The organism is Oleidesulfovibrio alaskensis DSM 16109, from assembly GCF_000482745.1.
GTDB lineage: Bacteria > Desulfobacterota > Desulfovibrionia > Desulfovibrionales > Desulfovibrionaceae > Oleidesulfovibrio > Oleidesulfovibrio alaskensis.
Genome location: NZ_AXWQ01000006.1, coordinates 178314 through 202252, shown reverse-complemented (window position 1 = coordinate 202252; position 23939 = coordinate 178314). Strand labels below are relative to the sequence as shown.

At 59.9% G+C, this 23939-nt stretch carries 23 protein-coding genes and 1 pseudogene; 14 read left to right on the top strand and 10 right to left on the bottom strand.

Annotated features, from left to right (window positions below; all coding sequences use genetic code 11):
- Nucleotides 1–24: 24 nt before the first annotated feature.
- The 8 genes from H586_RS0106010 to H586_RS18325 are packed head-to-tail and all read right to left on the bottom strand — an operon-like array spanning nt 25 to nt 8209.
- A complete protein-coding gene (locus H586_RS0106010) occupies nt 25–717 on the bottom strand; it encodes an ABC transporter permease (RefSeq protein WP_011366813.1) in 693 nt (230 codons plus the stop codon).
- A gap of 55 nt (nt 718–772) precedes the next feature.
- Nucleotides 773–1600, bottom strand: coding sequence for a polysaccharide deacetylase family protein (locus tag H586_RS18340; protein WP_051363885.1), 828 nt, complete (start codon nt 1598–1600; stop codon nt 773–775).
- Nucleotides 1597–2802 carry a glycosyltransferase family protein gene (locus tag H586_RS0106000; protein WP_027181575.1) on the bottom strand — a complete coding sequence of 402 codons (1206 nt, stop codon included), beginning with the start codon at nt 2800–2802 and terminating at the stop codon, nt 1597–1599. The genes H586_RS18340 and H586_RS0106000 overlap by 4 nt, the downstream gene beginning before the upstream one ends.
- Nucleotides 2803–2811: 9 nt before the next feature.
- A complete protein-coding gene (locus tag H586_RS18335; protein ID WP_011366816.1) occupies nt 2812–3417 on the bottom strand; it encodes a histidine phosphatase family protein in 606 nt (201 codons plus the stop codon).
- A complete protein-coding gene (locus H586_RS18330) occupies nt 3414–4562 on the bottom strand; it encodes a glycosyltransferase family 4 protein (protein WP_051363884.1) in 1149 nt (382 codons plus the stop codon). Before H586_RS18330 ends, H586_RS18335 begins: the two co-directional genes overlap by 4 nt.
- 20 nt (nt 4563–4582) lie before the next feature.
- Nucleotides 4583–5914 carry a glycosyltransferase gene (locus H586_RS0105985; RefSeq protein WP_027181574.1) on the bottom strand — a complete coding sequence of 444 codons (1332 nt, stop codon included), beginning with the start codon at nt 5912–5914 and terminating at the stop codon, nt 4583–4585.
- Nucleotides 5911–7086 carry a glycosyltransferase family protein gene (locus H586_RS0105980; protein ID WP_027181573.1) on the bottom strand — a complete coding sequence of 392 codons (1176 nt, stop codon included), beginning with the start codon at nt 7084–7086 and terminating at the stop codon, nt 5911–5913. Before H586_RS0105980 ends, H586_RS0105985 begins: the two co-directional genes overlap by 4 nt.
- Before the next feature lie 16 nt (nt 7087–7102).
- Entirely contained in the window at nt 7103–8209 is a 1107-nt protein-coding gene (locus H586_RS18325) for a radical SAM protein (protein ID WP_034618680.1), read from the bottom strand.
- Nucleotides 8210–8455: 246 nt separating this feature from the next.
- Here H586_RS18325 and H586_RS0105970 point away from each other — a divergent pair, with 246 nt between their 5' ends.
- From H586_RS0105970 to H586_RS0105930, 9 genes and pseudogenes are all read left to right on the top strand, one after another.
- Nucleotides 8456–8770, top strand: coding sequence for a hypothetical protein (locus H586_RS0105970; RefSeq protein ID WP_011366821.1), 315 nt, complete (start codon nt 8456–8458; stop codon nt 8768–8770).
- 78 nt (nt 8771–8848) lie between these two features.
- On the top strand, nt 8849–11314 hold the full coding sequence (locus H586_RS19930) for a sensor histidine kinase (RefSeq protein ID WP_051363883.1): 2466 nt from the start codon (nt 8849–8851) through the stop codon (nt 11312–11314).
- A gap of 84 nt (nt 11315–11398) precedes the next feature.
- A complete protein-coding gene (locus tag H586_RS0105960; RefSeq protein WP_011366822.1) occupies nt 11399–11761 on the top strand; it encodes an ArsR/SmtB family transcription factor in 363 nt (120 codons plus the stop codon).
- A 45-nt stretch (nt 11762–11806) separates the two neighbouring features.
- On the top strand, nt 11807–12286 hold the full coding sequence (locus tag H586_RS0105955; protein ID WP_011366823.1) for a DUF3124 domain-containing protein: 480 nt from the start codon (nt 11807–11809) through the stop codon (nt 12284–12286).
- Between the two features lie 36 nt (nt 12287–12322).
- Nucleotides 12323–12505 (top strand): annotated as a pseudogene (locus H586_RS21025) (GntR family transcriptional regulator); the annotation flags it as partial.
- Between the two features lie 185 nt (nt 12506–12690).
- The gene (locus tag H586_RS21020; RefSeq protein WP_338046805.1) at nt 12691–13032 is read left to right on the top strand and encodes a FadR/GntR family transcriptional regulator; all 342 of its coding nucleotides are present in this window, start codon (nt 12691–12693) and stop codon (nt 13030–13032) included.
- 227 nt (nt 13033–13259) lie between these two features.
- Nucleotides 13260–14282, top strand: a complete 1023-nt coding sequence (locus tag H586_RS0105940) for an alpha-hydroxy-acid oxidizing protein (protein WP_011366825.1) — start codon at nt 13260–13262, stop codon at nt 14280–14282.
- A gap of 62 nt (nt 14283–14344) precedes the next feature.
- On the top strand, nt 14345–15142 hold the full coding sequence (locus tag H586_RS0105935) for a sulfite exporter TauE/SafE family protein (protein ID WP_011366826.1): 798 nt from the start codon (nt 14345–14347) through the stop codon (nt 15140–15142).
- Nucleotides 15143–15264: 122 nt separating this feature from the next.
- The gene (locus tag H586_RS0105930; RefSeq protein ID WP_011366827.1) at nt 15265–15771 is read left to right on the top strand and encodes a hypothetical protein; all 507 of its coding nucleotides are present in this window, start codon (nt 15265–15267) and stop codon (nt 15769–15771) included.
- Between the two features lie 16 nt (nt 15772–15787).
- Here H586_RS0105930 and H586_RS0105925 read toward each other — a convergent pair whose 3' ends face one another.
- Nucleotides 15788–16222, bottom strand: coding sequence for a Fur family transcriptional regulator (locus H586_RS0105925; RefSeq protein ID WP_011366828.1), 435 nt, complete (start codon nt 16220–16222; stop codon nt 15788–15790).
- Nucleotides 16223–16312: 90 nt separating this feature from the next.
- On the opposite strand from H586_RS0105925, the gene dctP reads away from it, so the two are divergent.
- The 5 genes from dctP (at nt 16313) to H586_RS0105900 (ending at nt 23253) form a co-directional block, all read left to right on the top strand.
- Nucleotides 16313–17347 carry a TRAP transporter substrate-binding protein DctP gene (gene dctP, locus H586_RS18310; RefSeq protein ID WP_011366829.1) on the top strand — a complete coding sequence of 345 codons (1035 nt, stop codon included), beginning with the start codon at nt 16313–16315 and terminating at the stop codon, nt 17345–17347.
- Nucleotides 17337–20387: a PAS domain-containing sensor histidine kinase gene (locus H586_RS19925; RefSeq protein ID WP_051363882.1), complete on the top strand. Its 3051-nt coding sequence runs from the start codon at nt 17337–17339 to the stop codon at nt 20385–20387. Before dctP ends, H586_RS19925 begins: the two co-directional genes overlap by 11 nt.
- 1 nt (nt 20388) lies before the next feature.
- Nucleotides 20389–21678 (top strand): ABC transporter substrate-binding protein, encoded by a 1290-nt coding sequence (locus tag H586_RS0105910; protein ID WP_027181571.1) that lies wholly within the window; start codon nt 20389–20391, stop codon nt 21676–21678.
- Complete coding sequence (locus tag H586_RS18300) at nt 21675–22763, top strand: nucleoside hydrolase (protein ID WP_034618679.1); 1089 nt, start codon at nt 21675–21677, stop codon at nt 22761–22763. The genes H586_RS0105910 and H586_RS18300 overlap by 4 nt, the downstream gene beginning before the upstream one ends.
- A gap of 214 nt (nt 22764–22977) precedes the next feature.
- Nucleotides 22978–23253, top strand: a complete 276-nt coding sequence (locus H586_RS0105900; RefSeq protein ID WP_011366834.1) for a hypothetical protein — start codon at nt 22978–22980, stop codon at nt 23251–23253.
- A gap of 151 nt (nt 23254–23404) precedes the next feature.
- Here H586_RS0105900 and H586_RS0105895 read toward each other — a convergent pair whose 3' ends face one another.
- Nucleotides 23405–23722 carry a TusE/DsrC/DsvC family sulfur relay protein gene (locus H586_RS0105895; RefSeq protein ID WP_011366835.1) on the bottom strand — a complete coding sequence of 106 codons (318 nt, stop codon included), beginning with the start codon at nt 23720–23722 and terminating at the stop codon, nt 23405–23407.
- Nucleotides 23723–23939 lie beyond the last annotated feature (217 nt).

Sequence of the window (23939 nt, the reverse complement as noted above, 5' to 3'; positions counted from 1 at the left end):
GGCCCTGCGGCATGGCGGCAGGATTTACAGGTCTGCCCGCATGGCTGCCACGGGCGGCATACGGGCGGCCACAATGGCCGGATACAGCACCGCGGCAAGGCTGAGAATCAACCCTGTGCCCGTGGCCTGTACAAGGGAAAGCAGCACATCGCTCCACGGCAGCAGGGTGACGGCATCGGTTCCGAAACGTGCCAGCCCGCCCGATATGGCCGCAGCCAGTCCGGCAACGGCGCCCGCGGCGGATCCGGCGACACCCTGCATTACAGCCTCCAGCAGAAACAGCCGCAGAATCATGGAATCAAGCGCCCCCAGGCACTTCATGATGCCGATTTCGCGGAACCGTTCCGTAACGGACATCATCTGGGCATTGACTATACCCACGGTACAGACCAGCAACGAAAGGATGATGATCCATCTGTCTTTTGCCCCCGCCTGAACCGCTCCGGTAACCGTGTCCACATCAAAACCGGCACGGTACAGCGCGCGCAGGGTCCCGGCACTGCCGTGGCGCGCCAGACCGGAGGCAATATCGGTGCTGACCAGCACAAAAGACAGAAATGCCACGGCCAGCACCAGACTGCCCGCCGTGATCAGTGAGCGGAAAAGGCGTGCCCGCAGATTGCGCCAGGCTATCTCCACCGATTTGCTGAAAGGCAGGACGATCTGCCTGCGCTTTTCTTCGGGGCGGGTGTGCTTTCGGGCGTCATGCGGGGTCATGCTGTCCTTTCTGTCGCCGGAGCGGTACCATTGATTGTGACGGGTGGTACCCTATTCATAACATATAACGGCGGACATCAACAACATGCAGGTGCGGATGATCGCGTATAAATACGAGCAGTGTGGTCAGAAAAGCGGCCGCCGCTCCGTTCATGCGGTTGTGATGCAGCATGATGCCGCACCAGCCGGTGCTGACCGCGGCGCATATTTCGCGGGTCAGTGCCTGCCATCCTTCATGAGGAGCGGCTTCCCTGCGCGTGTGCAGGTCAACGTTGACGGGCAGTTCCGTCAGCTGCGGCGGGGCGGGCGGCATGGCGCCCGCCGAGCGTGACACAGCCCTGAAGCCTGCGGCGGCCAGCGCGGTCAGCGCTTCGCCGTCCATTCTGTTCCACGGCGGTGTAAACAGCGGGCAGCAGGCGTTGCCTGTTACGCGGCGCAGCTTGTCCCGCCCTTTGAGTATGTCGTCAGTTTTGTTTTCTGCGTGGCGGTCAGAGCCGAATTCTCCTTTTTTCCCTTCCTGCTGCCCGTTGCGGTGACGCCAGCCGTGCTGATGCCATGCCCACAGATGCGGTGCCGCGGCCGTAAGGCGCAGCAGCGCGTGCCAGCGGTCCGCGTTGAGCCATGCCGGAACCAGCGCGGGGGCCAGCGGAACACCTGCCTTGATGAAGGCTTCGAACATGGCGGTGTTCAGGGCTGAATCCATGGCGACGTCATCGGCGCGGAAAAAAACCTTTGCCGGGCCTCCCGAGCGCTGCATGTACTCAGACGCGGCATGATGCAGGGCACCGGTCAGCGTTGCTGCGTGATGCGGCAGGCTGCGGCGCGGTGCTTTCCACAGCGCCGAAACCGGCGGATGCGGGTTGCGGGCGGAGCGGGTTGTCATGGGCTGTTCTCCGTGCGGGAGCCTGATGCGTGCCGTGCCGCTGATTCCAGTATGCGCGCCGATGTGCGGGCGCCGTCCAGATTGATGCCGGTTTTTTGCGGACGCCGCGCCAGCGCGGCCTGCATCAGCTCTGCCAGCTTGTGCGGTTCCAGATCGTCGGGCTGCAGGATGCGCAGGGCGCCCAGACGTTCGAGGCGCCGGGAGCGCATGCGCTGTTCTCTGTTGCTGTCAAACGGCAGCACCAGCGCCGATGTGCGGGCCGCCAGCAGATTCATGGTGGTGTTGTATCCCGCCAGCGAAACGGAAAGGCCGGCCAGCGCAAGGTATGCCGGAAACTGGCGGGTAAAGGTGCGTATGCGGATGTGCGCGGCACCTGCTGCGGCCTGCCGGAGTGACGCCGTATGTTCCGGCGGCATGAAAGGGCCTGTGAACACGAGCAGGCGGTGCGGTACGGTACGGTGCAGAATGTGTGATGCCCGTGCCGCGGTCTGCAGCAGACCGGCACCCACGCTTCCGCTGCCGGCGCTGGCAACGATAAGCGGTTCCTGCGCCTGCAGCCGCAGCGCCCTGCGCAGCCTTGCGGCTTTGTGCGCTGCGGGAAGGGGTGTCACATACCCCGTGTCGTGCACGTCGGCGGCAACTTCCGGCAGGCGCGAAAAGGTTTCCTCCAGCCGGACCACGGCGGGGTCGGTATGCACCAGAACATGGTCGAACCAGGTATTCAGCGCAGAGAGCACACGTTCTTCGTAACGGGCCTGATTGTCTTTTTCCACCAGAATATCCCGCACGCTGCAGACAATCTGCATGCGGCCGTATGCACCGGAGCGGGCGGATTCCAGCAGCGGCACAAGCTCGAAGGAGAACTGCCTGCGACCGAAGGGGAAAAGCTCCACAAGCAGAATGCGGGGTCTTGTTTCGTGCAGGGTTTTCAGCAGCATCTGCCGGCGCATGTCCTGTACCTGCCGCAGGTCGGGCGGCAGTTCACCGGCGGCGCAGGGCACCGTATGCAGTCCGGAAAAACCGCTGTCCATCATCAGCGGCGGCAGCTGGACATGCCGTATGTGCGGCGGCAGTGCGGCGGATACGGGCGGGCCGCCTGTAACCAGCGTCACTTCGTGACGGTGCAGTGCTCTGGCTATTTCCAGACTGCGGAAAAGGTGCCCCATGCCCAGCACGTGCTGACAGTAGTGCAGAATGCGCATGACGGTGCCTTACAGGTCCCTGTTGCGTTCAAGCAGTGTGAATGTGCGGCCGTCCCATCCGATGCGGTGCAGAGCGCGTTTTTTTACCGGGCTCGGTTCGTCGGGTGTGAAAGACAGCTCCATGAGATGGGTGACAAGGCATTTGATGACACCAAGATGCGTGACCACCAGCACGGGAGCGGTGCGGGACTGCGCTGCATTGCGGGCGGTTTCCTCCAGACAGTCCAGCGTGCGGCGGAGCACCTCTGTGCGTGACTCTCCGCCGGGGGGGCGGAAATTCCAGCCCGCATTTTCCTGCAGCCGGACCTCGGCGGCGTGTCTGCCGTGCAGCTCATCTATGGTGCACCCCGTCCAGCGGCCCCAGTCCTGCTCGCGCAGACGTCTGTCGGTCGAAATGATGCTTTCCCGTCCGTTATTGACGCTGTGCGCCGTGTCCACCGCGCGCTGCAGGTCGGAACAGAGAACCCGTGACCAGAGCACCCGCTGCAGCGTATTGCACCAGCCGCGGGCCTGCAGCACTCCCTGCGGGCTGAGCGGGATATCTTTTTGGCCCTGTATGCGTTTTTCTTCGTTCCACGGAGTGCTGGCGTGTCTGATAAGCAGAAATTCCATCATTTGAAATCCGGATGTGTGCATGTGCCGTCGGGGCGGGTTTCTCCGCACAGGGTATTCATGATATCCAGCATGCGGCTGTAGTTTGTGTGCAGATTGTGCTGTGCCCGCACATGATTGCGGGCATTGTCGCCCAGCGTGCGGCGCATTCTGCCGTCGGTGGCCAGCCAGCCTATGGCATGGGCAAAGGCCGCCGTGTCCCACGCGGGAGTGATGATGCCTGTAGTTCCCGTTTTTACCAGTTCAGGCGCGCCGTCATGGTCCCATGCCACCACGGGCAGTCCGGCTGCCTGTGCTTCCAGATAGACCATGCCCAGACCTTCGTTGATGCCGGGAAAGGCGAACAGGTCGGCTGCGCTGTAGTATTTGTATAACGCCTCCCGCGGAACAAACCCCGTGAAACGGGCATTTCCCGCCAGTTCGTATCCGGCCAGCCGTTCCAGTGCTTCTTTTTCGGGTCCGTCGCCCGCCACCACCAGTATGATATCTTCTCCGCGGGCTCTCAGACGCGCACAGGCACTTATCACCTGTTTTATGCCTTCTGTTTTCACCCCCTTGCGCAGCATGGCCACGCTCAACACCACTGATGCGGTGCTCACGCGCCACTGGCGGCGGAGTTCTTCGCGGCTGCTGCGGTCAAACGCAAAATCGTCGGGGCGGATACCCGGTGCGATAAAGCTCAGGCGTGATTCGGGCAGAACGCTGCGCAGGGCTGGCAGGTCTCTGTGTTTGTTTACAAAAATCTGGGCGGCGGCTCGCAGTGCGGCCAGATTTTTATCATGACCCCAGCGTGAGGCCCGGTCATGGGCGCGCTTGGGCGAGTGTGCACCGGCAAAGATGAAATACGGCACGCCATGTGCGGCTGCCGCGGGGCCCAGCAGGTCGGGCGCACGCCAGTAGCTGTGGTAGGTGAACCACGCACCGGGCCTGCGCCGGCAAAGCGAAAGGCCGAGAGCCGCTCTGCGCCACGCAAGACGCGGCCACATGGCGGGCCGCCGCCATATTCTGTCTGTGGGCAGATAGGGAAGAGTTTCCACATGTTGTCCCTGTTGCCGCATAAAAGCGCACAGGTCCTGCGCGATAGTCACATCGCCGGAGGGGCGCGGGTGGTCGGGCGGTTTGAACGGGGTGCAGAAATACAGCGACATATGATTCTCCGTGCTCCGCGTCAGGAAAGCGTGGGGCGCCCGCTGTGCTGTGTGCCTGACACTGCGGCGCCGGTGCGGGCGTGACCGGCCGTATCTGCGAATATGCGGGCCAGACAGGCCGTCTGCTTTGTGCTGTCGAACACGGCTTCCACATGGCTGCGCGCGGCCTGTGTGATTTTCTGCCGCAGGGCGGTGTCTGTCAGCAGCGGGCGCAGTGCATCTGCCAGAGCGGCCGCATCATCCGGCGGGGCCAGCATGCCTGTTCTGCCGTGGATGATCAGTTCGGGAATGCCGGAGACTCCGGTGGCCGCAACGGGCACGCCGAGAGCCATTGCCTCCGCTATGACGTTGGGTATGCCGTCGCGGTCGCCGTTTTTTGCCAGCAGGCAGCCCAGCGCAAAGGCGTGCACCCCGTTGTACTGTTCAAGCACCTGCGTATGGGTAAGCGTGCCCGTCATGGTCACATGATCCTGCATGCCCGCCTGCCGTATCTGAGCGGCCAGTTTGCGGCGGGCTTTGGCGTTTCCGTCGCCTACAAGCAGCCAGCGTACATCCAGCCCCTGCCCGCGCAGCAGGCCGAGCGCCTGCGCCACAATCCCGAGACCTTTTTTTTCCACAAAGCGCGCCACCGTCATGACCGTATACGGCGGCGGGACCGGAGGGGTGCAGGCTGCGGGGTTGAACAGACCAAGGTCAATGCCGTGATAGACTGTGTGCACCGGAGTGCGGCTGCCCATGCCGTCCAGATGCTGCTTGTTGTATCCGGTGCAGGTTACAGCGAACGCGGCGCGGTCCAGCTTGAATTTCAGACGCTGGGGGGGCTGCGTGTAGATGTCTTTGGCGTGGGCGGTAAAGCTGAAAGGGATGCGCAGCAGTTCTGCCGCATACAGCGCCACAGAGGCGGGCGTGTGGGCAAAATGGGCATGCAGGTGCCCGATATGCGGGCCGTTGTGCTCTGCCGCGTCGGCAAGACAGCATGCCTGCATGAAGTGTTTGGCCCATGTGTGCAGTTTTTCCGTGCCCTTGCGCCGCGCCAGCCACAAAGATGCCGCACGGCGGAATGCGGCGGGGTCGCGCAGCAGGCGGCGCAGGGTGTGCCGCAAAAGCACCGGCAGTCCGCGCAGCATGGATTCGGGCAGATAGGTGACCTGTGCCCTGATGGCGCGGACGCTGTCGTGACTGAAAGATTCGCGCGGGGCGCGCATGGAAAAAATCCGGATGCTCAGTCCCTGTTCTTCCAGCAGGCGTATTTCGTTGGCGATGAATGTTTCGGATATGCGCGGATAGCCTTTGAGCACAAACCCCAGCACAGGGGCTTCCCGGTTGTTCTGCAGCGCGGTGTGTCGTGTCATGCCGCGGTCTCCTGACGGAAGGCGGTCAGACGCTGCTTGATGGTTTCCAGTCCGGTGAGTGCAAAGTTTTCCATGGCCTGCTTCCACGGGGCGGGGTTTTCCAGCAGAGCAAGGATGCGTCCGAGCATGAGCGACGGGCTCATGCGGTCCCACTCGATGAAGTCGGCCAGTCCCTCGCGCTGCAGCATGCGCGCCCTGATAAGCTGTTCCATGCGGGGGGTATCACGCGGGATGACCAGTGTCACCTTGCGCTGCGAAAGCACTTCGCAGATGGTATTATATCCGCCCATGCTCACCACCACGTCGGCATTGGCCATCAGTTTTTCCGGTTTGTTGTGAAAGGTCTTGAATGCGATGCCCGACCGTCTGGCCCTGTCGGCCAGTTCGTCCTGCCTGGGCTTGGGCACAAACGGGCCGGAAACCATGACCGTGCGGAAGGGCAGCGGGCCGGATTCGGCCATTTTCATGTAACAGTCCAGCAGCGGGTAGCCGTCGCCGCCGCCGCCCGCGGTGACCAGTACCAGTCTGTCACCGTTGCGTCGCTGCTGCGTTGCCGCGGCCTTGATATACGACGGGCGCGGCAGGTAGCCCGTGAAGACGAATTTATGATGCATATGACCGGGAATGCCATATTCTTCCAGCGGATTGTACAGCCGTTTTTCTCCGTAGACCCAGACCTCGGAATACAGGTCATCTATCACATGCAGATAATTTCTGTTTTCCCAGTCTGCACGGGTTGTGGCCGCATCGTCCAGAATATCGCGCAGCCCCAGAATGACTTTTGTTTCTGGTCTGCTGGTACGGAACCATTCCAGTACGGGGCGCACCTCGCCTTTCAGTCCCACGGGCACTTTATCCACAATGAACATGGCGGGATCAAACGCTTTTGCCGTGGCTGTGATGATTTCCTGCCTGATATCCAGTGCATGGTTGGGGGCCACTTTGATGGAATGCGGCACATAACTTGTGTTTGACTGCTTTATCATGCCGGGAATACGGACGAAATCTATCCCCTGAGGAAATGTGTAGCGCCCGGCGATGGGTGATCCGGTCAGGATGAGGATATTCACGTCCGGATGCAGCAGAGCCTGCGCTATGGTCATGGTTCTGCGGATGTGCCCCAGCCCGTATGTGTCGTGCGAATACATCAGTATATTATATGTCTGGGACATGCGGCTGCTCTTTTGGTCAGTTGCCGGTACGCTGGTAGTTGACTGCAAGTGAGAGTTCAGGCGTTTCGTTTTCCGTTCCGGAAGGCGGAGACGGTTGTGCCGCACGGCGGGCCAGCTTGAGATTGGCGGCATAAAGCGGTGTGACTGGATCGTCGGCGGCAGCCCGGGCAAAACAGCACGCTGCCGCCTGAGCATCGCCCGCGGCGAATGCGGCCACGCCGGCGTTGTTGGCAGCCTGTGTCATGGCCGGTGCCCGGCTGTGTGCGGCGGCAAAGGCCCGTTGCGCCGCGGGCAGGTCTCCCACCACATAGGCGCGCACACCCTCGATGAAATCCTGCTGCGCGGCGTCGGGCAGGATGTGCTCCACACCCTGACAGGGGCAGCGGTGCATGCGGCACGGGGTGGGGCCGCTTTCTGTCTGCACGGTGCCTGAAAGCACGTTGCCGAGCACCGTCTTGTCGCCGGGGCAGCGCAGCACCGTGCCGTCCGGCTCCATGCGCAGAAAGGTGTGCCCGCCGTGGCAGGGTACGCCGTGAAAGTTGAAAACGGTTTTTCTGCCCGCTTCGGGGTGCTGTGCAAAAATGGCTGCGGCTGTGCTGCCGTATCCTTCGGGGTATCTGCGGCCTTCGTAAACGCCCTTGAAGGGGCGCGGTGTGAGCGGTATTCCGTGGCGGCCGAAAAATTCACAGTCGGCGGCAAAGCGCTGCACCAGCGACGGGTGCACCACATAGTTCACCTTGACCGTGAAACCGCGCCCGGCAAGGGTATGGTAATTGCGGATAAAAGCATCCACAGCCCCTCTGCGTTCGCGTTCTTCAATGTGCAGCGCGGCGTATATGTCGTGCACTCTGTCGGGCGGTACGTGCCGGGCAAAGCGTTTGACGACCGGTGTCACACTGAGGTTGGTATCAATGCCGATACGGTGTTCCGCGGCAATGGCACTGCAGATATCCACAAAATCCGGATAGATGAACGGTTCACCGCCGGTTAGTCCCACCAGCCATTCTCCTCCGCGCGACCGCAGAAAGTCCAGCAGCGCGGCGACGGGTAATGAGTCGGAAACGGGTGAGTTGTCATGGGGAAAGTAACAGTAATGACAGGAAAAATTGCATTTTCTTGTCATGTTCCATAATATTTGCGGGCAGGGAGAAGTCATACTCTTTTCATACAGCAGAGCGGACCTTTTTTCTATAGTGCTTCATTAATTATCAGAAAAAAATATGCTGGCTTTTTATGCCCTGCCGGAGTACTTGCTCCCGTCGGTCACCGGAGGTAGTATAAAAAAATACGTCTTCGGCTGTTATAATGACGAATGTCTGACGTTATACGGGCGCACAGCAGTGCCGCCTTTGATATACGGTAGTTATATATGGATATTTCTGTACTTTCAGAGCTTAAGGAATTTCTTGCCGTGTGCGACCATAAGCCGGGCAGACTCAAAGTCCGGGTGGATCTTGCCATAGCCGGTCACCCCAAGGCCGCCATGCTGAAAAAAGCGGGGCGCGGGGGCATAGCCGGCATCATCAGAACCAATATGAATCTGTTTACGCGCACTCTCACTGTTGAATACGATACGCAGGTACTGCCCTACGACAGCGTGCATGCGTTGCTGAATGATGATGATCCGGACCGTCTGCAGCAGATAATGGCAGATCTTGCCGTCAGGCGGGAGGTGGCCGTGTAGCGCACCGGCGCTTTTCCGGCACCGCCCGCAGCGCAGGCGCCCTGTAACCTTTATACCAAGCGTGCAGGATGCCTAAGTATGGATGTTACCACAGAAAAGCTCAGAGAACGCATTGCCGAGCTTGAAGCCCGCAACAGCGAGCTTGTGCGTCAGTGCGGGATATACAGAACACGTATCGGAGAATTGGAATCCGCCGTTGCCGGCCCGCTGGCAGCGGCGGATGTTTTTTTCGGCCGCGATGCAGGCATGGGCGGTGAGGCAGTGTGGCTGCTGCGTGACGGAACCTCCGGCCGGTTTCTGTTCGCCGGGCCGGAATTTTCATCGGTACTGGGCGGGTCTGCGGCCCTGCTGTACGAAGACCCCCGTTATATAGAAACCTTTGTGCATCCCGACGATACGGCGTTGCTGCACGCTCTTTTTTCTGACGGGCACAAAGGCACCGGCGGGGGGCGGACGCGCAGCTTCAGGCTGGTTTCGCACAAGGACGGCAGAACCCTGACAGCCGCGTTGCACCGGCATACAGACGAACACGGGGGTGTGCTGGATACCGTTGTGGCTGCCAGCGATTGCGGGTGGCGTCTGCTTTCTTTCCGCCGGTTCGAGACTTTTTTCCGTGCGTTTCTGGATGCTGTGCCCGAACCGCTGGCACTGCTGGATGCCGCCGGAGGTATTGTGGCAGCAAACAGGGCATCGGCAGCGCGGCACAGGGTTCCTTTCATGCGGTATCTGGGCGGGCGGCTGACGGATTTTCTGTCGGAAGCAGCAGCCGAGCGCCGGTTGCACGCCATGAATGAATCACAGCGTACCAGACGCTCCGTGGTGTTCCGTGAGGTGCAGGAAGCAAGCAGATACGAGTGTGTCATCTTTCCGGTGCTGGGGGTCAGTTCCGATACGCCGCTTTTCGGCCTGCTGGAAAGAGACGTGACCGAACGTGAATCGGTGCGCCAGACGCTGGTACGCATCAACAGGGACCTTGAAGCGCGGGTGCGTGGCAGAACCAAGGCGCTGGAGGTGGAGGTGCAGGAACGCAAGCGGATGGAACAGCGTCTGCTGCGTGAAAGGGAGTTTATCAAACTGCTGGTGCAGGCTTCGCCCAACCTTATCAGCGTGTTTGACAGCCGCGGTGCGCTGATGTTCGCCAACAGGGCATGGCGCGAGCTTTACGGCCTGCCGGGTGATGTGTGGGGCGTGGCCGACGCGGGCCCCCGCATGTGCGGATATTTCGGTGCCGTGGACCGCGAAGTGCTGCAGGAAGGCCGTGTGGCCCAGCTGGAAGAGCGCATAGTGGGTACCGGCGGGCGCAGGGAATGGTTTGATGTTATCAGGGCACCCATCACCATGCCCGACGGCGAGACTCTGCTGCTGTTCATAGGCATCAACGTGACTTCCCGCGTGGAGGCCACCCGCGCCATGGAGGCCGTGCGCAAGACGCTGGAAGAACGCGTCAAGGAACGCACGGCAGCCTTGGGCAGAGTGAACGACCGTCTGGAACGTGAGATAGCTGAGCGCAAACTGCACGAAGAGCTTATCGTGCAGCACCGCAATCATCTTGAGGCATTGATGAACGCGCTTGCCGACAGCGCGCTGCTGATGGATACGGGCGGCAGGATAATAACGCTCAACATCACCGCCGCACAGCGGCTGGGGCTGCCCGAAAGGGGGTCCGGCGGGCAGGTGTTTTTTGACCTGCTGCAGGGGACTACCGATACACTGGTGTGGCGCGATGCGCTGCACGAAGTGCTGGAAACCTTTCTGCCTGCACGTTTCGAGGTGCAGGCTTTCGGGCTGGAACTGGATGTGACCTATTATCCGGTTTTCGGGTATGCCGACTGGGTTACCGGGGTGGCCGTGTACATGATGGACGTTACCGAGCAGAAACAGATTTCGCGGCGTCTCAGGCGGCTTTCCGCACAGGTGCTTTCCGCGCAGGAGGAAGAACGCAAGCGCATAGGCCGCGAACTGCATGATTCCATGGCGCAGACGCTTTCGGGCATCAAGTTCATGCTGGAAGGCGAACGCAGCAGGCTGGAACAGTCCGGCACGGGCTGGCCCACGGAACGCATATCGAAAACCATCGAATATGTGCAGCATGCCATTGTGGAGACGCGGCGCATAGTCATGGACCTGCGCCCCACGGTGCTGGACGACCTGGGACTCATCGCCGCGCTGCGCTGGCTGCAGCAGGAAATGAGCCAGATCCATTCTCTTACCATCACAAGCCATCTTTCTCTGCCGGAAAATGCGCTGTCGGATGTGCAGAAATCGGTGTTGTTCCGCGTGGCGCAGGAGGCGCTGAACAACGTCATACGGCACAGCGGTTCTGATTCGGCCCGGATCAGCCTTGAGCAGGTGGGGGAAGAATGCGTGATGACCGTCACCGATAACGGCAGCGGTTTTGACCGGCTGGACAACACCCGCAACGGCATAGGGCTGGACAGCATGCGCGAACGGCTGGAGCTTATATGCGGCCGGCTGGATATTGTGACGGAGAAAGGCATAGGCACGGTTGTGCGCGCCGTGGTGCCGCTGGATTCTCCGTGCTGACCGCGCTGTGCATTTGACCGCGCGGCTGCGCAGGGCTATGTTCAACATCCATTTCAGGCAGCCCTGCTGCCGGCCGGAGGTTACGTGCGGGACGATCCACCTATCTGCAGACATCATTGCGAACATACTGACACCGTGAACAAGGTGCGCGCCGCCATGGCCCCCGAGGAAGAACTTTCGGCTCTTGCCGAACTGTTCAAGGTGCTGGGCGACAGAACACGCGCCCGTATTCTTGAGGCGCTGGCCGTGAGCGAACTGTGCGTCTGCGATCTTGCGGCCATACTGTGCCTCAGCCAGTCGGCGGTTTCGCACCAGTTGCGGCTGCTGCGCGCCACCAAGCTGGTCCGTTATCGCAAGGAAGGAAAAAACGTGTTCTACTCGCTGGATGACGAGCATGTGCGCCAGCTGTTCCGGCAGGCGCTTGAACATGTTCAGGAAGAACGCTGACCTGTCTGACGGCACCACCCGTGCTGCTGCAAGGGAGAATTTGCGATGAAAAAAACAGTGCGTTATGCGTTGGTTGCATGTTTTGTTATTTTTTCGGTCTGCACGGCAGCCGCGCAGGACTGGCAGGCACCGCGCTGGAAAAGTCAGCTGCTGCATGTGCCTGTTTACTCGCATGTGTACTACGGCAACAAGGAAGCCCGTTTTGCCCTTGCCACCACGCTGAGTGTGCGTAACACCTCGGCGGAGCATCCCATTGTTCTTGAACAGGTGACCTATGTTGATACCGACGGCAAAGCCGTGCGCAATTTTACGGAAAAGCCCGTCACGGTGCCGCCGCTGGGGGGCGTGCGGTTTGTGGTGGCGGAAAACGACCTGAGCGGTGGTTCCGGAGCCCGTTTCATCGTGCGTTGGAACTGCACAAGCCCGGTACCCGCACCTGTGGTGGAAGGGGTGATGATAGGTACCGCCTCGTCGCAGGGGATTTCATTTGTCACCGGGGGCGTGGTGCTGGAAGGGCGCCAGTAGCGTACCGGTTGCCGGTACGGGGCGGAGAAGACACACATGTCCAGAAATTCGGTCCGTTTTGTTCCGGAAGGAACCACAAAACAGTGCGTGCGTAACGAGATAGCCAACAGGCTGCGCGAGCTTATAGCCTGCGGCGAGCTGCGGCGGGGCGACAAGCTGCCCGCCGAACGGCATCTGGCAGAGGTGCTCGGGGTTTCGCGCCATTCCGTGCGCGAGGCAATCCGCTCGCTGGAACAGCAGGGAGTGCTGGCCAGCCGCCGCGGCGACGGCACCTATGTTCTTGATGACCGGCAGGAACTGCTGTACGGCCCGCTGGGCATGGCAGTGGAGCAGCGCAACATTCAGGAGGTTCTTGAGTTCCGCAAGCTGCTTGAACCGCAGATAGCCAGTCTGGCGGCACGTATATTTCGGGCACCGATCTTGCTCTGCTGCGGGAAAAACTCAACGAGCAGAAAGCCGTCATTGCTCAGGGCGGTTCCGGATCGGCGCTGGACGCCGAATTTCACCTGCTTATCGCCAAAGCCACCGGTAACCGCGTGCTGTATGAGGTGCTGGTGCGCATCCACGACATTGTCAGCGAAAGCCGCGATTTCACCCTGCAGACCGAAGAACGCCGCGACTGGGCGGTGATGACGCACGAGCGGGTGCTGGCGGCACTGGCGCGCCGAGACCCCGAGGCGGCCTTTCAGGAAATGCATTCCCATATCGACTACGTGGAAAAAATTGCTCTGGAGTGGATTGACTGATGCTCCGCTGAGGTTTTCGCGGCGTCGTTCTCTTGCCCGCAGCCGGCGTCTACGGTATCAATTTGGGCGATCAAACAAATACGGCACCACCGGAAAGCGTTTCTGCAGAAATTTTACCGGAAACGTTTTCAGAAGGGCTGCCGCGCAACGCGGCGTGCCGCAGGCAGGGTGTCCGCACACACTCATCACACAAATGCCGCCACGACGGCCAAGGAGGATTCTCCGGCATGAAGGAAGTACGCGAAAAGGCAAAAGAACTGATGAAAGGCTATTGCCGGGTCTGTCCCGTGTGCAACGGCAAGGCCTGCGCGGGCGAAGTGCCCGGCATGGGCGGACTGAACACCGCCTCTTCTTTCCGCAACAATGTGGAATCGCTGGCGGCCGTGCAGCTGAACATGCGCCTTATCCATGATGCCGTGCAGCCCGACACCTCGGTGACCGTGCTTGGTATTCCTCTTTCCATGCCTGTCATGGCTGCGCCCATCGGAGGAGTCTCCTTCAACATGGGCGGCGGCATCACCGAAGAAGAGTATGTGAACGCCATTCTGGGCGGCTGCAGACAGCAGGGAGTCATAGGCTGTACGGGCGACGGGGTGCCCCCGTTCATCATCGACGCCGGCATGGACGGCATTGCGGCGGTGGAAGGGCACGGTATTCCGTTCATCAAGCCGTGGGACGGGGAAGAGCTTGACCAGAAGCTTGACCGGGCGCTTGCTTCGGCCTGTCCTGCTGTGGGTATGGATATCGATGCCGCGGGGCTGGTTACGCTGCGCAAGATGGGCAGACCTGTGTCGCCCAAAACACCGGCGCAGCTGAAAGCCGTTGTGGACAAAGTGCACGCGGCAGGCCGGACGTTTATCCTGAAGGGCATCATGACGGTGGTGGATGCCCAGCTGGCGGTGGAAGTGGGTGCCGACGCCATTGTGGTTTCCAACCACGGCGGGCGCGTGCTTGACCATACGCCGGGTGCCGCGGAAGTGCTGCCCGAAATCGCCGATGCCGTGAAGGGCCGCATTACCGTGCTGGCGGACGGCGGTGTGCGTGACGGGTTTGATGTGATCAAAATGCTTGCTCTGGGCGCCGATGCCGTGCTTATCGGTCGTCCTTTCAGCATTGCCGCGGTGGGCGGTCAGGCCGAAGGCGTGGCTGCATACCTTGAAGCGCTGCGCGGCCAGCTTGTGCAGGCCATGGTGCTTACAGGCTGCCGCAGCGTGCAGGAAGCCGGACGGCATATACTGCGCGGAATCTGATGCAGAATACGGCCCGCGGCATGCTGTCGCGGGCTTTTTTAACGGACGGCGGGCTTACTATCATGATAGAATCTCTTGCTCTTTACATTGCGCTTGGTTCCGTGGCAGGCGTGCTGGCAGGTCTGCTCGGCATTGGCGGCGGACTGGTGATTGTTCCCATGCTCACGTTTTCGTTCACATGGCAGAATGTACCGCATGAGCATATGCTGCACCTTGCGCTGGGTACTTCTCTGGCTACCATCATTTTCACCTCCGTTTCCAGCTTCCGCGCGCACAACCGGCGCGGTGCCGTCAACTGGGCCGCGGTAAAGGCGGTCACCCCCGGCATTCTTGTGGGCACTTTTGCAGGGGCATTTGTGGCATCCGCGCTTTCGACCAATTTTCTGAAAGGATTTTTCGGTATCTTTTTGTACTACGTGGCCGTGCAGATGCTGCTTAACATCAAGCCCAAACCCACGCGGCAGCTGCCCGGGGCGCCGGGTATGGTGGCCGCCGGGGGCGGCATAGGAGTGTTGTCCAGTCTGGTGGGCATAGGCGGCGGCACGTTGTCGGTGCCTTTTCTCACATGGTGCAACACCCCCATTCATACGGCCATAGGCACGGCCTCTGCCATCGGATTACCTCTCGCCATTTCGGGTTCACTGGGCTATGTTCTTAGCGGGTGGGGCCAGCCGACCCTGCCCCAATACTCTGTCGGCTACGTCTATCTGCCCGCCATGATAGGCATTGTCAGCGCAAGTATGCTTACCGCCCCTGTAGGGGTGCGGCTGGCGCACAGCCTGCCCGTACCTCGCCTCAAGCGTATTTTTGCTGTGCTGCTTCTGGCTGTGGGCACAAAGATGTTGCTGAGTCTTTTTTAAAGACCCGTACGGCAGAGTTCTCACGCAAACCCCCGGTGCCGGCCGGGGGTTTTTTTTTGCCCGCCGTCCGGAACAGAGGTATGGTATGTAACTGTAAATAGATAATGAATGCAGGAGAACGCATGAAAATAATAACAATGTGGATATATTCTGTCATGCTTGTGTGTACGTCCGCCTACTGCGCACAGGCCGGGGAACCTGAACCGGGTGCGGGGCAGAGTATACCGGCGCACAATCTCAACATCCTTATGTGGCAGTCGGCGGCGCTGGAACAGGCATGGCTTTCCGGTCAGGGGCCGGACTGCAGCGGAGTGCGCGACAGGCTGCCTGTGCTGGATGAAGCTTTGCAGGGGTTGCAGGACGAGCTGATTGTCATGCGGGGAGCCGCGGAAAACGGAACAGCGGTTTCCGCTGCGTACAGCGCCCTGCGGCGGCAGACGCGGGCTATGCTGGGGCGGATGGAACAGGCGCTTGCAGTGTGCACGGCACAGGGGCGCGGACAGGCTTTGCAGGCAACGGGAATGGATGAACTGCTGCGTATGGAGATGATGCGGATGTCCATGACCGCACGCGACGCCTGCCTGCAGGTAGCGCAGGCCGCACGGCGGGCGGCTGTGGACTGCCGCTGAACTGAAAGGCGGAAAGCTATGAGGAAGACCGGCAGCGGTTGCAGATTCCGTACAGATACATCTTGTGTCCTGTCAGCCGGAAATCATGGCGTCTGGCAAGCTCTTCCTGCAGAGATTCAAGCTTTTCGTCCAGAAACTCCACGGTGTTGCCGCAGCGTTCGCATATCAGGTGGTCGTGGTGGTCGTCTTCGATGTACCGTTCGTAACGTACAGAAGCTCCGCCGCTGTGGAATTCACGGGCAAGACCGGCATCCACCAGCAGCCGCAGGTTGCGGTACACGGTGGCAAGACCAATGCGGCGCCCCTGCGCTGCCAGACGGGCGGCAAGCTCTTCGCAGGTGACATGCTCTTCAGTGGTCCACAGGGCATGCACCACGGCTTCACGCTGCTGGGTCCATTTCATGCGTTTTTCCGCAATGAAGTCCTGAAAACGTCTGGTGTAATGTTGCATGGAACCGCCTTTTTTTCATTTCAGGTGAAAATACGGGAAACAGTCTGGCAAAGCCAGCCATGAAAATTATTTTCATTATGGAGGGAACAGATGTGGAGAATTTTGCTCACATGTGCGGCGGTGCTGCTGTTTTCTCTGGCGGGGGCCGGTAAGGCACCGGCTGTTGTGCCGGTAATGCGCGTATCGCTGGAAAATACCGATGACCACATGCAGACCGCCATTGTGCGCAGGTTTGTGCAGCAGGTTAACGAGCAGCTGCAGGGCAGGCTGAAAGCGGTTGTCTATGCCAATGCCCGCCTGTTCCGCGACAGGGACGTGGTGTACGCACTGGCGCAGGGCAAGGTTGAAATGGCGGTCCCCGGCATCTGGAACATCGCGCGCATCGAACCTTCCGTCAATTTATTCATGCTGCCGATGTTTTACGGACGCGCTGCGCAGGATACACATACGCTGCTGGAAGGCCATGTGGGGCAGAGCGTTGTCACGCGCATCGAGAACGCCACGCGTTCTGTGGTGCTGGGCACATGGCTTGATCTGGGACATGCCCAGCTGTTCACCCTTAAAGCGCCGCTTGATGCCGACCGGCTTGTAAAAGGTTTGCACATCCGCGTGGCGGGCGGGCTGGGCAACGAAATGCGCATCAGTGCGCTGGGGGGGCTGCCGCGTATCATCGCATGGCCCGACCTGCCGTCGTGGCTGGAATCCGGAACGGTGGACGGTGTGCTGACTACATATGAAACCGTTGTCAGCGCGCGGCTGTGGGAGCACGGCATCCGCTATGCCTTTGAAGACAGACAGTACTTTGCCCAGTATGTGCCGCTGGTCAACGCCCGCTTTTGGGCGCATCTGCCCGGGGACGTACGGCACGAGCTTGCGGCGTTGTGGAACAGGGCGGCGCTGGAAGGGCGCAAAGAAGCCGCTGCGGCGCAGGAGCAGGCCAAAAAGACCCTGCGTGAAAACGGCGTAAGGATAACCGTGCCTTCCGCGCCGGAGCGGCGGGCGCTGCGTGACCGGGTGCTTCCGGCACAGGACGCGATTGCCCGTGCTACACATGTTGATCCTGCACTGGCAGCTGAGGCGGCAACCTTTTTGAATTCACTGGAGGAAGCCGCAAGTGCCCCCTGAATTTCTGCTGACCCGCGGGAAAAATGCTGCGGTACTCATCGCAGGCATTCTTACATTGCTGGCGTTTCTGTTTGCTTATGATGCCATACGTGATGCGCGTTCGCAGGCGGTAAGTCAGGCTCAGCTCGAGCTGGGGCGTGTGGTGGCGGCATTTTCCGGAGAGGCGGAGCACGCTTTTGAGCAGATGCAGCTTCTGCTGGATATGCAGGCGGAAGGCGTGCCGCCGGAGCAGGCTGCGGGCATTATGTTTCATCCGCGCATAAGCAACACGCTGACATATTCGCGCACGGGAGATCTGCTGTATGCACAGTATTCCGGGCAGGATACCTTTGACCAGTCGCTGGTCAGTCTTATGTGGCGCGAACTGCCGGAAGTACGCGGGGCCGTGCAGGTGCTGGCGGTTCAGGGGTACCGTGCATATCCGCAGCTGGTCATGTATCGGGCCGCAGTGAATGCTGCCGGTAAAGAGGTGCTGCTGTGCGGGCTGATAGATACGCAGCATCTGGCGGAACGCTTTCTGGACGGATCGCTTTCCACGGAATTTACCGTGGGGCTGGTGCGCGCCGACGGGTCGCTGCTGGTGGCATGGAACGATCTGCGTTCGGCACTGCGGGGCATGTCGCTTTCCACGCTGGACGTGCCGCCGCAGGTGCGGGCGGAACTGCTGCGCGGCGGCGGTGTCCGGCGTACGGTTACCGATGATGCGCTGTATCAGGCGGTGCAGCTGCCTTCTTTTTCTTATTATATGGTGGCCAGCACACGCATGCAGTCTGTTATGGAGCTGGTGCAGCCGCTTGTGGTGCGTACCGTTATTCTGGCAGCCGGTCTGTGGGTGGTGGGCATTTTTCTGACAATCGTGGTCTACAGGCATTCGGTCAGTCAGTACGATCTGGCTCTGTCCGAACTGCAGTGTGCGCAGCGTGACGAACTGGCAAATCTGTTCAAGGCGCTTGTCACGGACGTGCAGGCTGCCCCTGAACCGGCAGCAGCCATCGAAGTTTTTCTGCGGCGTCTTTGCGAGCGGACGGGGTTTGAACTGGGAGCCGTGTACCTGCCGGACAAGCAGGAACGTTACCGCTTTGTGATTTATCAGAGTGATTCTTTTTACCCCATTGCCAGAAATCCGGGCAAAGGCATGTCCGCACCGGACGTGCTGCGTGCGCATCTGCTGGGGCTTATGCAGCACCCTGTGTTTTTGCAGGCAGAACAGAACGTGGTTGTGCCGGACATGAGCGTTGATGAGCGGTTTGCGGAATTTTATCCGGCCGGGGAGGGCTCGCCCGCGCAGCCGCTGCTGAAAACTGTAATCAGGGGAGCCTGTGTTTCCCGTGTGCGCCGTGCTTCCGTGGGGCATGTGCATGTCGGTCTGTTCTCTCTTATATCGCTGGAAAAAGGCAGTGATGTCGCCGGACTGCTTGATGAAGTTATGCCGCTGCTGGGGCCGGTGGCTGAGAGTAAGCTTGCAGAGGTGCACCTGCGCGAACAGGAAATGCTCTTCCGCAACCTGTATGACAGGTCGGCTCTGGTGCAGGTGGTGGTCAATCCTGAAACAGGCAGGGTGCTGGATGCCAACATGGCGGCGTGCGAATTTTACGGCTATCCGCACGAAGTGTTTGTGACACAGACCCTGTATGACCTGTGGCAGGCACCACGGGACGATATTGACGCCGTCATGTCCGCTTCCACAGAACTGTACACCGGTTTGCACATACAGAAGCATATTCTGGCCGGCGGCGACCTGAAGGATGTGGAGGCGTACATGGGCAGGGTGCCGTGGAAGGGGCAGCATGCCCTGCTTTGCGCCGTGTTCGACCGTTCCGGCATAAAGAAGATGGAGGCGGCTCTGCTGCGCAGCGAGCAGCAGCTTGCCATGCTGATGGAAAAGCTGCCTCTTGCGCTGGCGCTGCTGGATGAGACCGGAACCATACGGCAGGTGAACGGGGCTTTTGTAGCGCTTACAGGCCGCACGGCGATTTCCTGTAACGGCAGGTATCTGCATGAGCTTGGGCTGGAAAGTCTGCATGAGGCGTCATGTCCTGTTGTGCAGGATGCCCTGCTGCCGGCCGGCAGAGAGCCGCAGGAGCTGCGTCTTGTCACGTTGCAGGGTGAAGAACGCCATGTGCTTGTACATACCACCCGTCTGCAAATGCACGAGGAGGGCACACGGTATGCGGCGTTCATAGTGGATATGACCGAACGGCGCAGGCTGGACGACCTTGTGGTGCAAAGTGAAAAAATGGCCTCCGTCGGGGGGCTTGCCGCGGGCATGGCGCACGAGATCAACAACCCGCTGGGCGGCATAATGCAGGGAGCGCAGAACATCATCAGGCGGCTTGATCCGCACCGGGAGGCGAACCGTGCCGCGGCACAGGCGTGCGGGTGTCCGCTCGAAGCCATCAGGGCATACCTTGAGCAGCGCGGCATCCTGCGGTTTATCGGCGGCATAGAGGATTCTGCCCGCCGCGCTGCCCGTATAACGTCAAATATGCTCGAATTCAGCCGGCCTTGTGCCGGAGAATGGCGCGAGGCACGCCTTGAGCATATTCTGGATGTGGCGCTGGAGCTGGCCGCTAATGACTATGATCTGAAAAAACGTTATGACTTCAGAACAATCCGGATCGTCAGAGACTATTCGCCCGATGTTCCTGCCGTGCGCTGCATCGTTTCCGAAGTGGAACAGGTGGCGCTCAACTTGCTGCGTAATGCCGCACAGGCCATGGCGGAAGCCGCCACAGAGGCTCCTGCCATCACGCTGCGCACACGGGTGGACGGCGAATACGCTGTTTTTGAGGTGGAGGACAACGGGCCCGGCATGAGCAGAGAAGTGGCCCGCCGCGTTTTTGAGCCGTTTTTCACCACCAGAGAACCGGGGCGCGGCACAGGCCTCGGGTTGTCTGTGTCGTATTTTATCATTACCGCCACTCACAAGGGGGCGATAGCAGTGCAGGCCCGGCCCGACCGCGGAACCGCATTTGTGGTGCGCCTGCCCTTGCGCAGTGCAGAGTGTCTGCACGAAGAAAAACCTGCCGTGGAGAACTGACATGCTTTTTACCCTGTGCCGTCCGGTGTGCCGCCCGGCGTGCCGTGTGCATCTGCCCGCCCGCGCTGTTGCAGTGCTGCTTTTTATCCTGTTTGCCGTGCCGGTGCTGACCGGCTGTTCCGATACTCCCGAAAAAACACAGCCCGCAGCCGAAACGGAAAGTTTTGACACGGTGGTGCAGCGTGCGCGGGGCACCACCGTGCGCTTTTACATGTGGGGCGGTTCGGCGCAGGTCAATGCGTGGGTGGACGGCTATGTGTCTGACAGGATGAAAGAATTGTATGACATTACGGTGCAGCGCGTGCCCATGGACGCCCCCGTGTTTGTCAACAAGCTGCTGACGGAGAAAGCCGCAGGCAAACAGACCGGTACCATTGACCTGATGTGGATCAATGGCGAGAATTTTCGCAATGCCCGTGAAAGCGGCGTGCTCTACGGTCCTTTTGCCGGCAGGCTGCCCAATATGCGTTATGTGGATGCCGCTGCCGTGGCCACTGATTTCGGCTATCCGGTGCAGGAATACGAAGCACCGCTGGGACGCGCCCAGTTTGTCTTTGAGTATGATACGGCAAGAGTCTCCAGCCCTCCGGCATCTTTTGACGAACTGCGCAGCTGGATCAGAGAACACCCCGGGCGGTTCACCTATCCGCAGCCGCCCGATTTTACCGGTTCGGCTTTTGTGCGTCAGGTGTTTTATGCAGTGACAGGGGGCCATGAGCAGTACATGACTGATTTTGACGGAGGCCTGTGGGACAGACAGGCTCCGGCGTTATGGCTGTGGCTTAACGAAATCAAACCCTTCATGTGGCAGCAGGGCGTCAGCATGCCCAAAGATCCTGCCGCCCTGGATACCCTGTTTGCCCGCGGTGAGGTGGATTTCAGCATGGCCTATCATCCAAGCCATGCGCAGAGTAAAATTCTGGAAGGCACCTACCCTGACACTGTGAGAACATTCGTCATGCAAGACGGTTCGCTGTACAACACGCATTTCACGGCCATCGCCTTCAATGCTCCCAACAAGGCGGGGGCCATGGTGCTGGCTGATTTTCTGCTGTCGCCGCAGGCGCAGGCGCACAAGCTTTCCCCTGCAAACTGGGGGGACTTTCCCGTGCTGGAAATGGGCCGCCTGAGCGAGGCTGACAGAGAATTGTTTTCCGCTGTGAAGCAGGGCGCGGCAACGCTTCCGCCTGAAAAACTGGCTGAACACGCCGTGCCGGAAATTCCCGCCCTCTGGCTGGAAGCCATTGAAGAAGGCTGGGACAGACATGTGCTGCGGCAGAACCGGCAGTGACGGCACAGCATAACGACACCTGCGGTGCTGCGTGTCCGCCCCCTCTGCGCAGGGCAGAAGCTCCGGTAAAGGTGCTGCTGGACATTGACAACGCCATGGGGTTGCCCGTGCGCGATGCCGATGACGGCGTGGCTCTGGCTCTGGCGCTGTGGTCGCCGGAATTCGAGCTGACAGCCTGCACCACCTGTTCCGGAAACTGCCGGGCATCGGCTTCGGCGCAGAACACGCTGCGCATGCTGGAACTGGCCGGTGCAGACGCGGTACCGGTGGCAGCCGGCACCGATACACCGCTGGGGGGTGAGGACAGAGCGCGGCATCATGCCTTTCTGGACGCCAAAGCTTCAGGAGCCGGAGCCTCGCTGTGGGACGATGTGTCGCTGACGGCGCCTTCTGCCCGTCAGGCCTCTGTTCCTGCCTGCAGGCTTATCATAGAAACGGTGCGCCGCCACCCGCACGAGGTGGTGCTGGTAATGGAAGGCGCATTGACTAATCTGGCTCTTGCCCTGCGACATGCCCCTGACATTGCTCCGCTTATCGGCGCGGTTGTGCATATGGGCGGTGTGTTTGCGCCCCGCTGTCCCGAAGAAATGGCACCGCAGTGGAAAACCCCCGACATACCTGAATATGTGTGGCGGCATGCGCTGCGTTTCAATACATGGTATGACCCGCAGGCCACCGAGGAAGTGGTACGGGCGGGGCTGCCGCTGTGCTTTGTGCCTGTCAATGTGACCAGCCGGACATGTCTTTCTTCGCATCAGATCGCGCAGATGCGCACCGCGGACGATCCGCTGCGGTGTTTTGTGCGCCGGACGCTGCTGCCCTGGGCGCGCTGGAGCGAACAGGTCAGAGGTCTGGACGGCGCACACATGCATGATGCGCTGGCGCTTGCGGTGGCCGCCATGCCGCACCTGTGCAGCTGGAAGCCGTTCTGCTTTGATGTTCAGGCATTTCGGGATGGTAGGGATTTTCTACTGCCTTTTGGTGACAAACCCTACCATCGGGTGTGGGTGGCCACTGCGGTGGACGCGGCTGCGTTTCATGCATGGCTGCTTGCGACCATGGGTATAGATGTATCGGCTTTGTAATATAAGTGTATATTTTTCAACATTTTGTTTTCTGGCATGGGAATGTTCAATGTTTTTCCGCCTCGTTTTACCCCAAGTGCACGGCACCCAAGGAGAAAAAAATATAAGTGACCGTCATGGTAGGGGTTGGTAAGACATCTTCGCCGGTAGGACAGGTTTTCGTACGCGGACGGAAGCTGAAGCTTATCGTAACGAGGTTTATACGGAGAACACAGTGCAACAGAAAAACATTGACCAGATAGTAGAACGGATATCGCAGGATTTCCGGTCCATTTCCACCAGCATGGAACGGCTGGAACGAAATGACGAAGGGGACTTCATTGTGCCTGACACCGTGCTCAGCTGCATGGTGGGTGTGTTGCAGAATGTGGTTGCAGGCCTGCAGAAAGCGCAGAGCGAGTACGCCATCCGTCAGTATCAGAACAGTCTGCTTGCTGACATGGGCGGTAACCCGCTGGGCATTTCACCCTACAGCGACAAAGATCAGTAGCCGCATAGCGCGTTATATATACAACTGAACAAAAGCGCACCGTGCATGCACGGTGCGCTTTTGTCTGTGCCGCCCCCGAAGCGGAGCGCAGCAGCGGCATAAAAAAAAGGCGGAAGCTTGCGCTTCCGCCTATGCGAGCAATTGCTGTGTACTACACGCAGCCGGTGGGCTTGGGCAGACCAGCCATTTTGCATGCTCCCTTACCGGGGCCGGAGGGGAACAGTTCGTACACCTGCTTCAGCTTGAAGCCGGTGTTCTTGGACAGGATACGCACCATGGGTGCGATACCGTTCTTGCGGTAGTAGTCCTGCAGGAAGTCAATGATCTTCTGGTGATCCTCGGTGATTTCAGCAATACCTTCGGATTCCTTCACGTATTCAACCCATTCGGGGCACCATTCATCGAAGCGAAGCAGGAAGCCGTCTTCGTCAACCTCGAACGTTTTACCCTGGAAGCTTACTTCAGCCATGCTTGTCCTCCTTGGACATAATCTAGCGGTGTATCGGGCTAGTACATACGCCAAACTGCGCAAATGCAAACGCCTGAGCGCAGTTATATGTAAGCAGCGATCCGCTGCTTGACTCCACGGCATCGCAAAAGGGGTATCCTTTCGCGGAATCACTCCTTACTGCCATACAGGAGAAATTGTCAATAGCAGGGCCGGTAAGCGCTGCGTTGTGGAACGT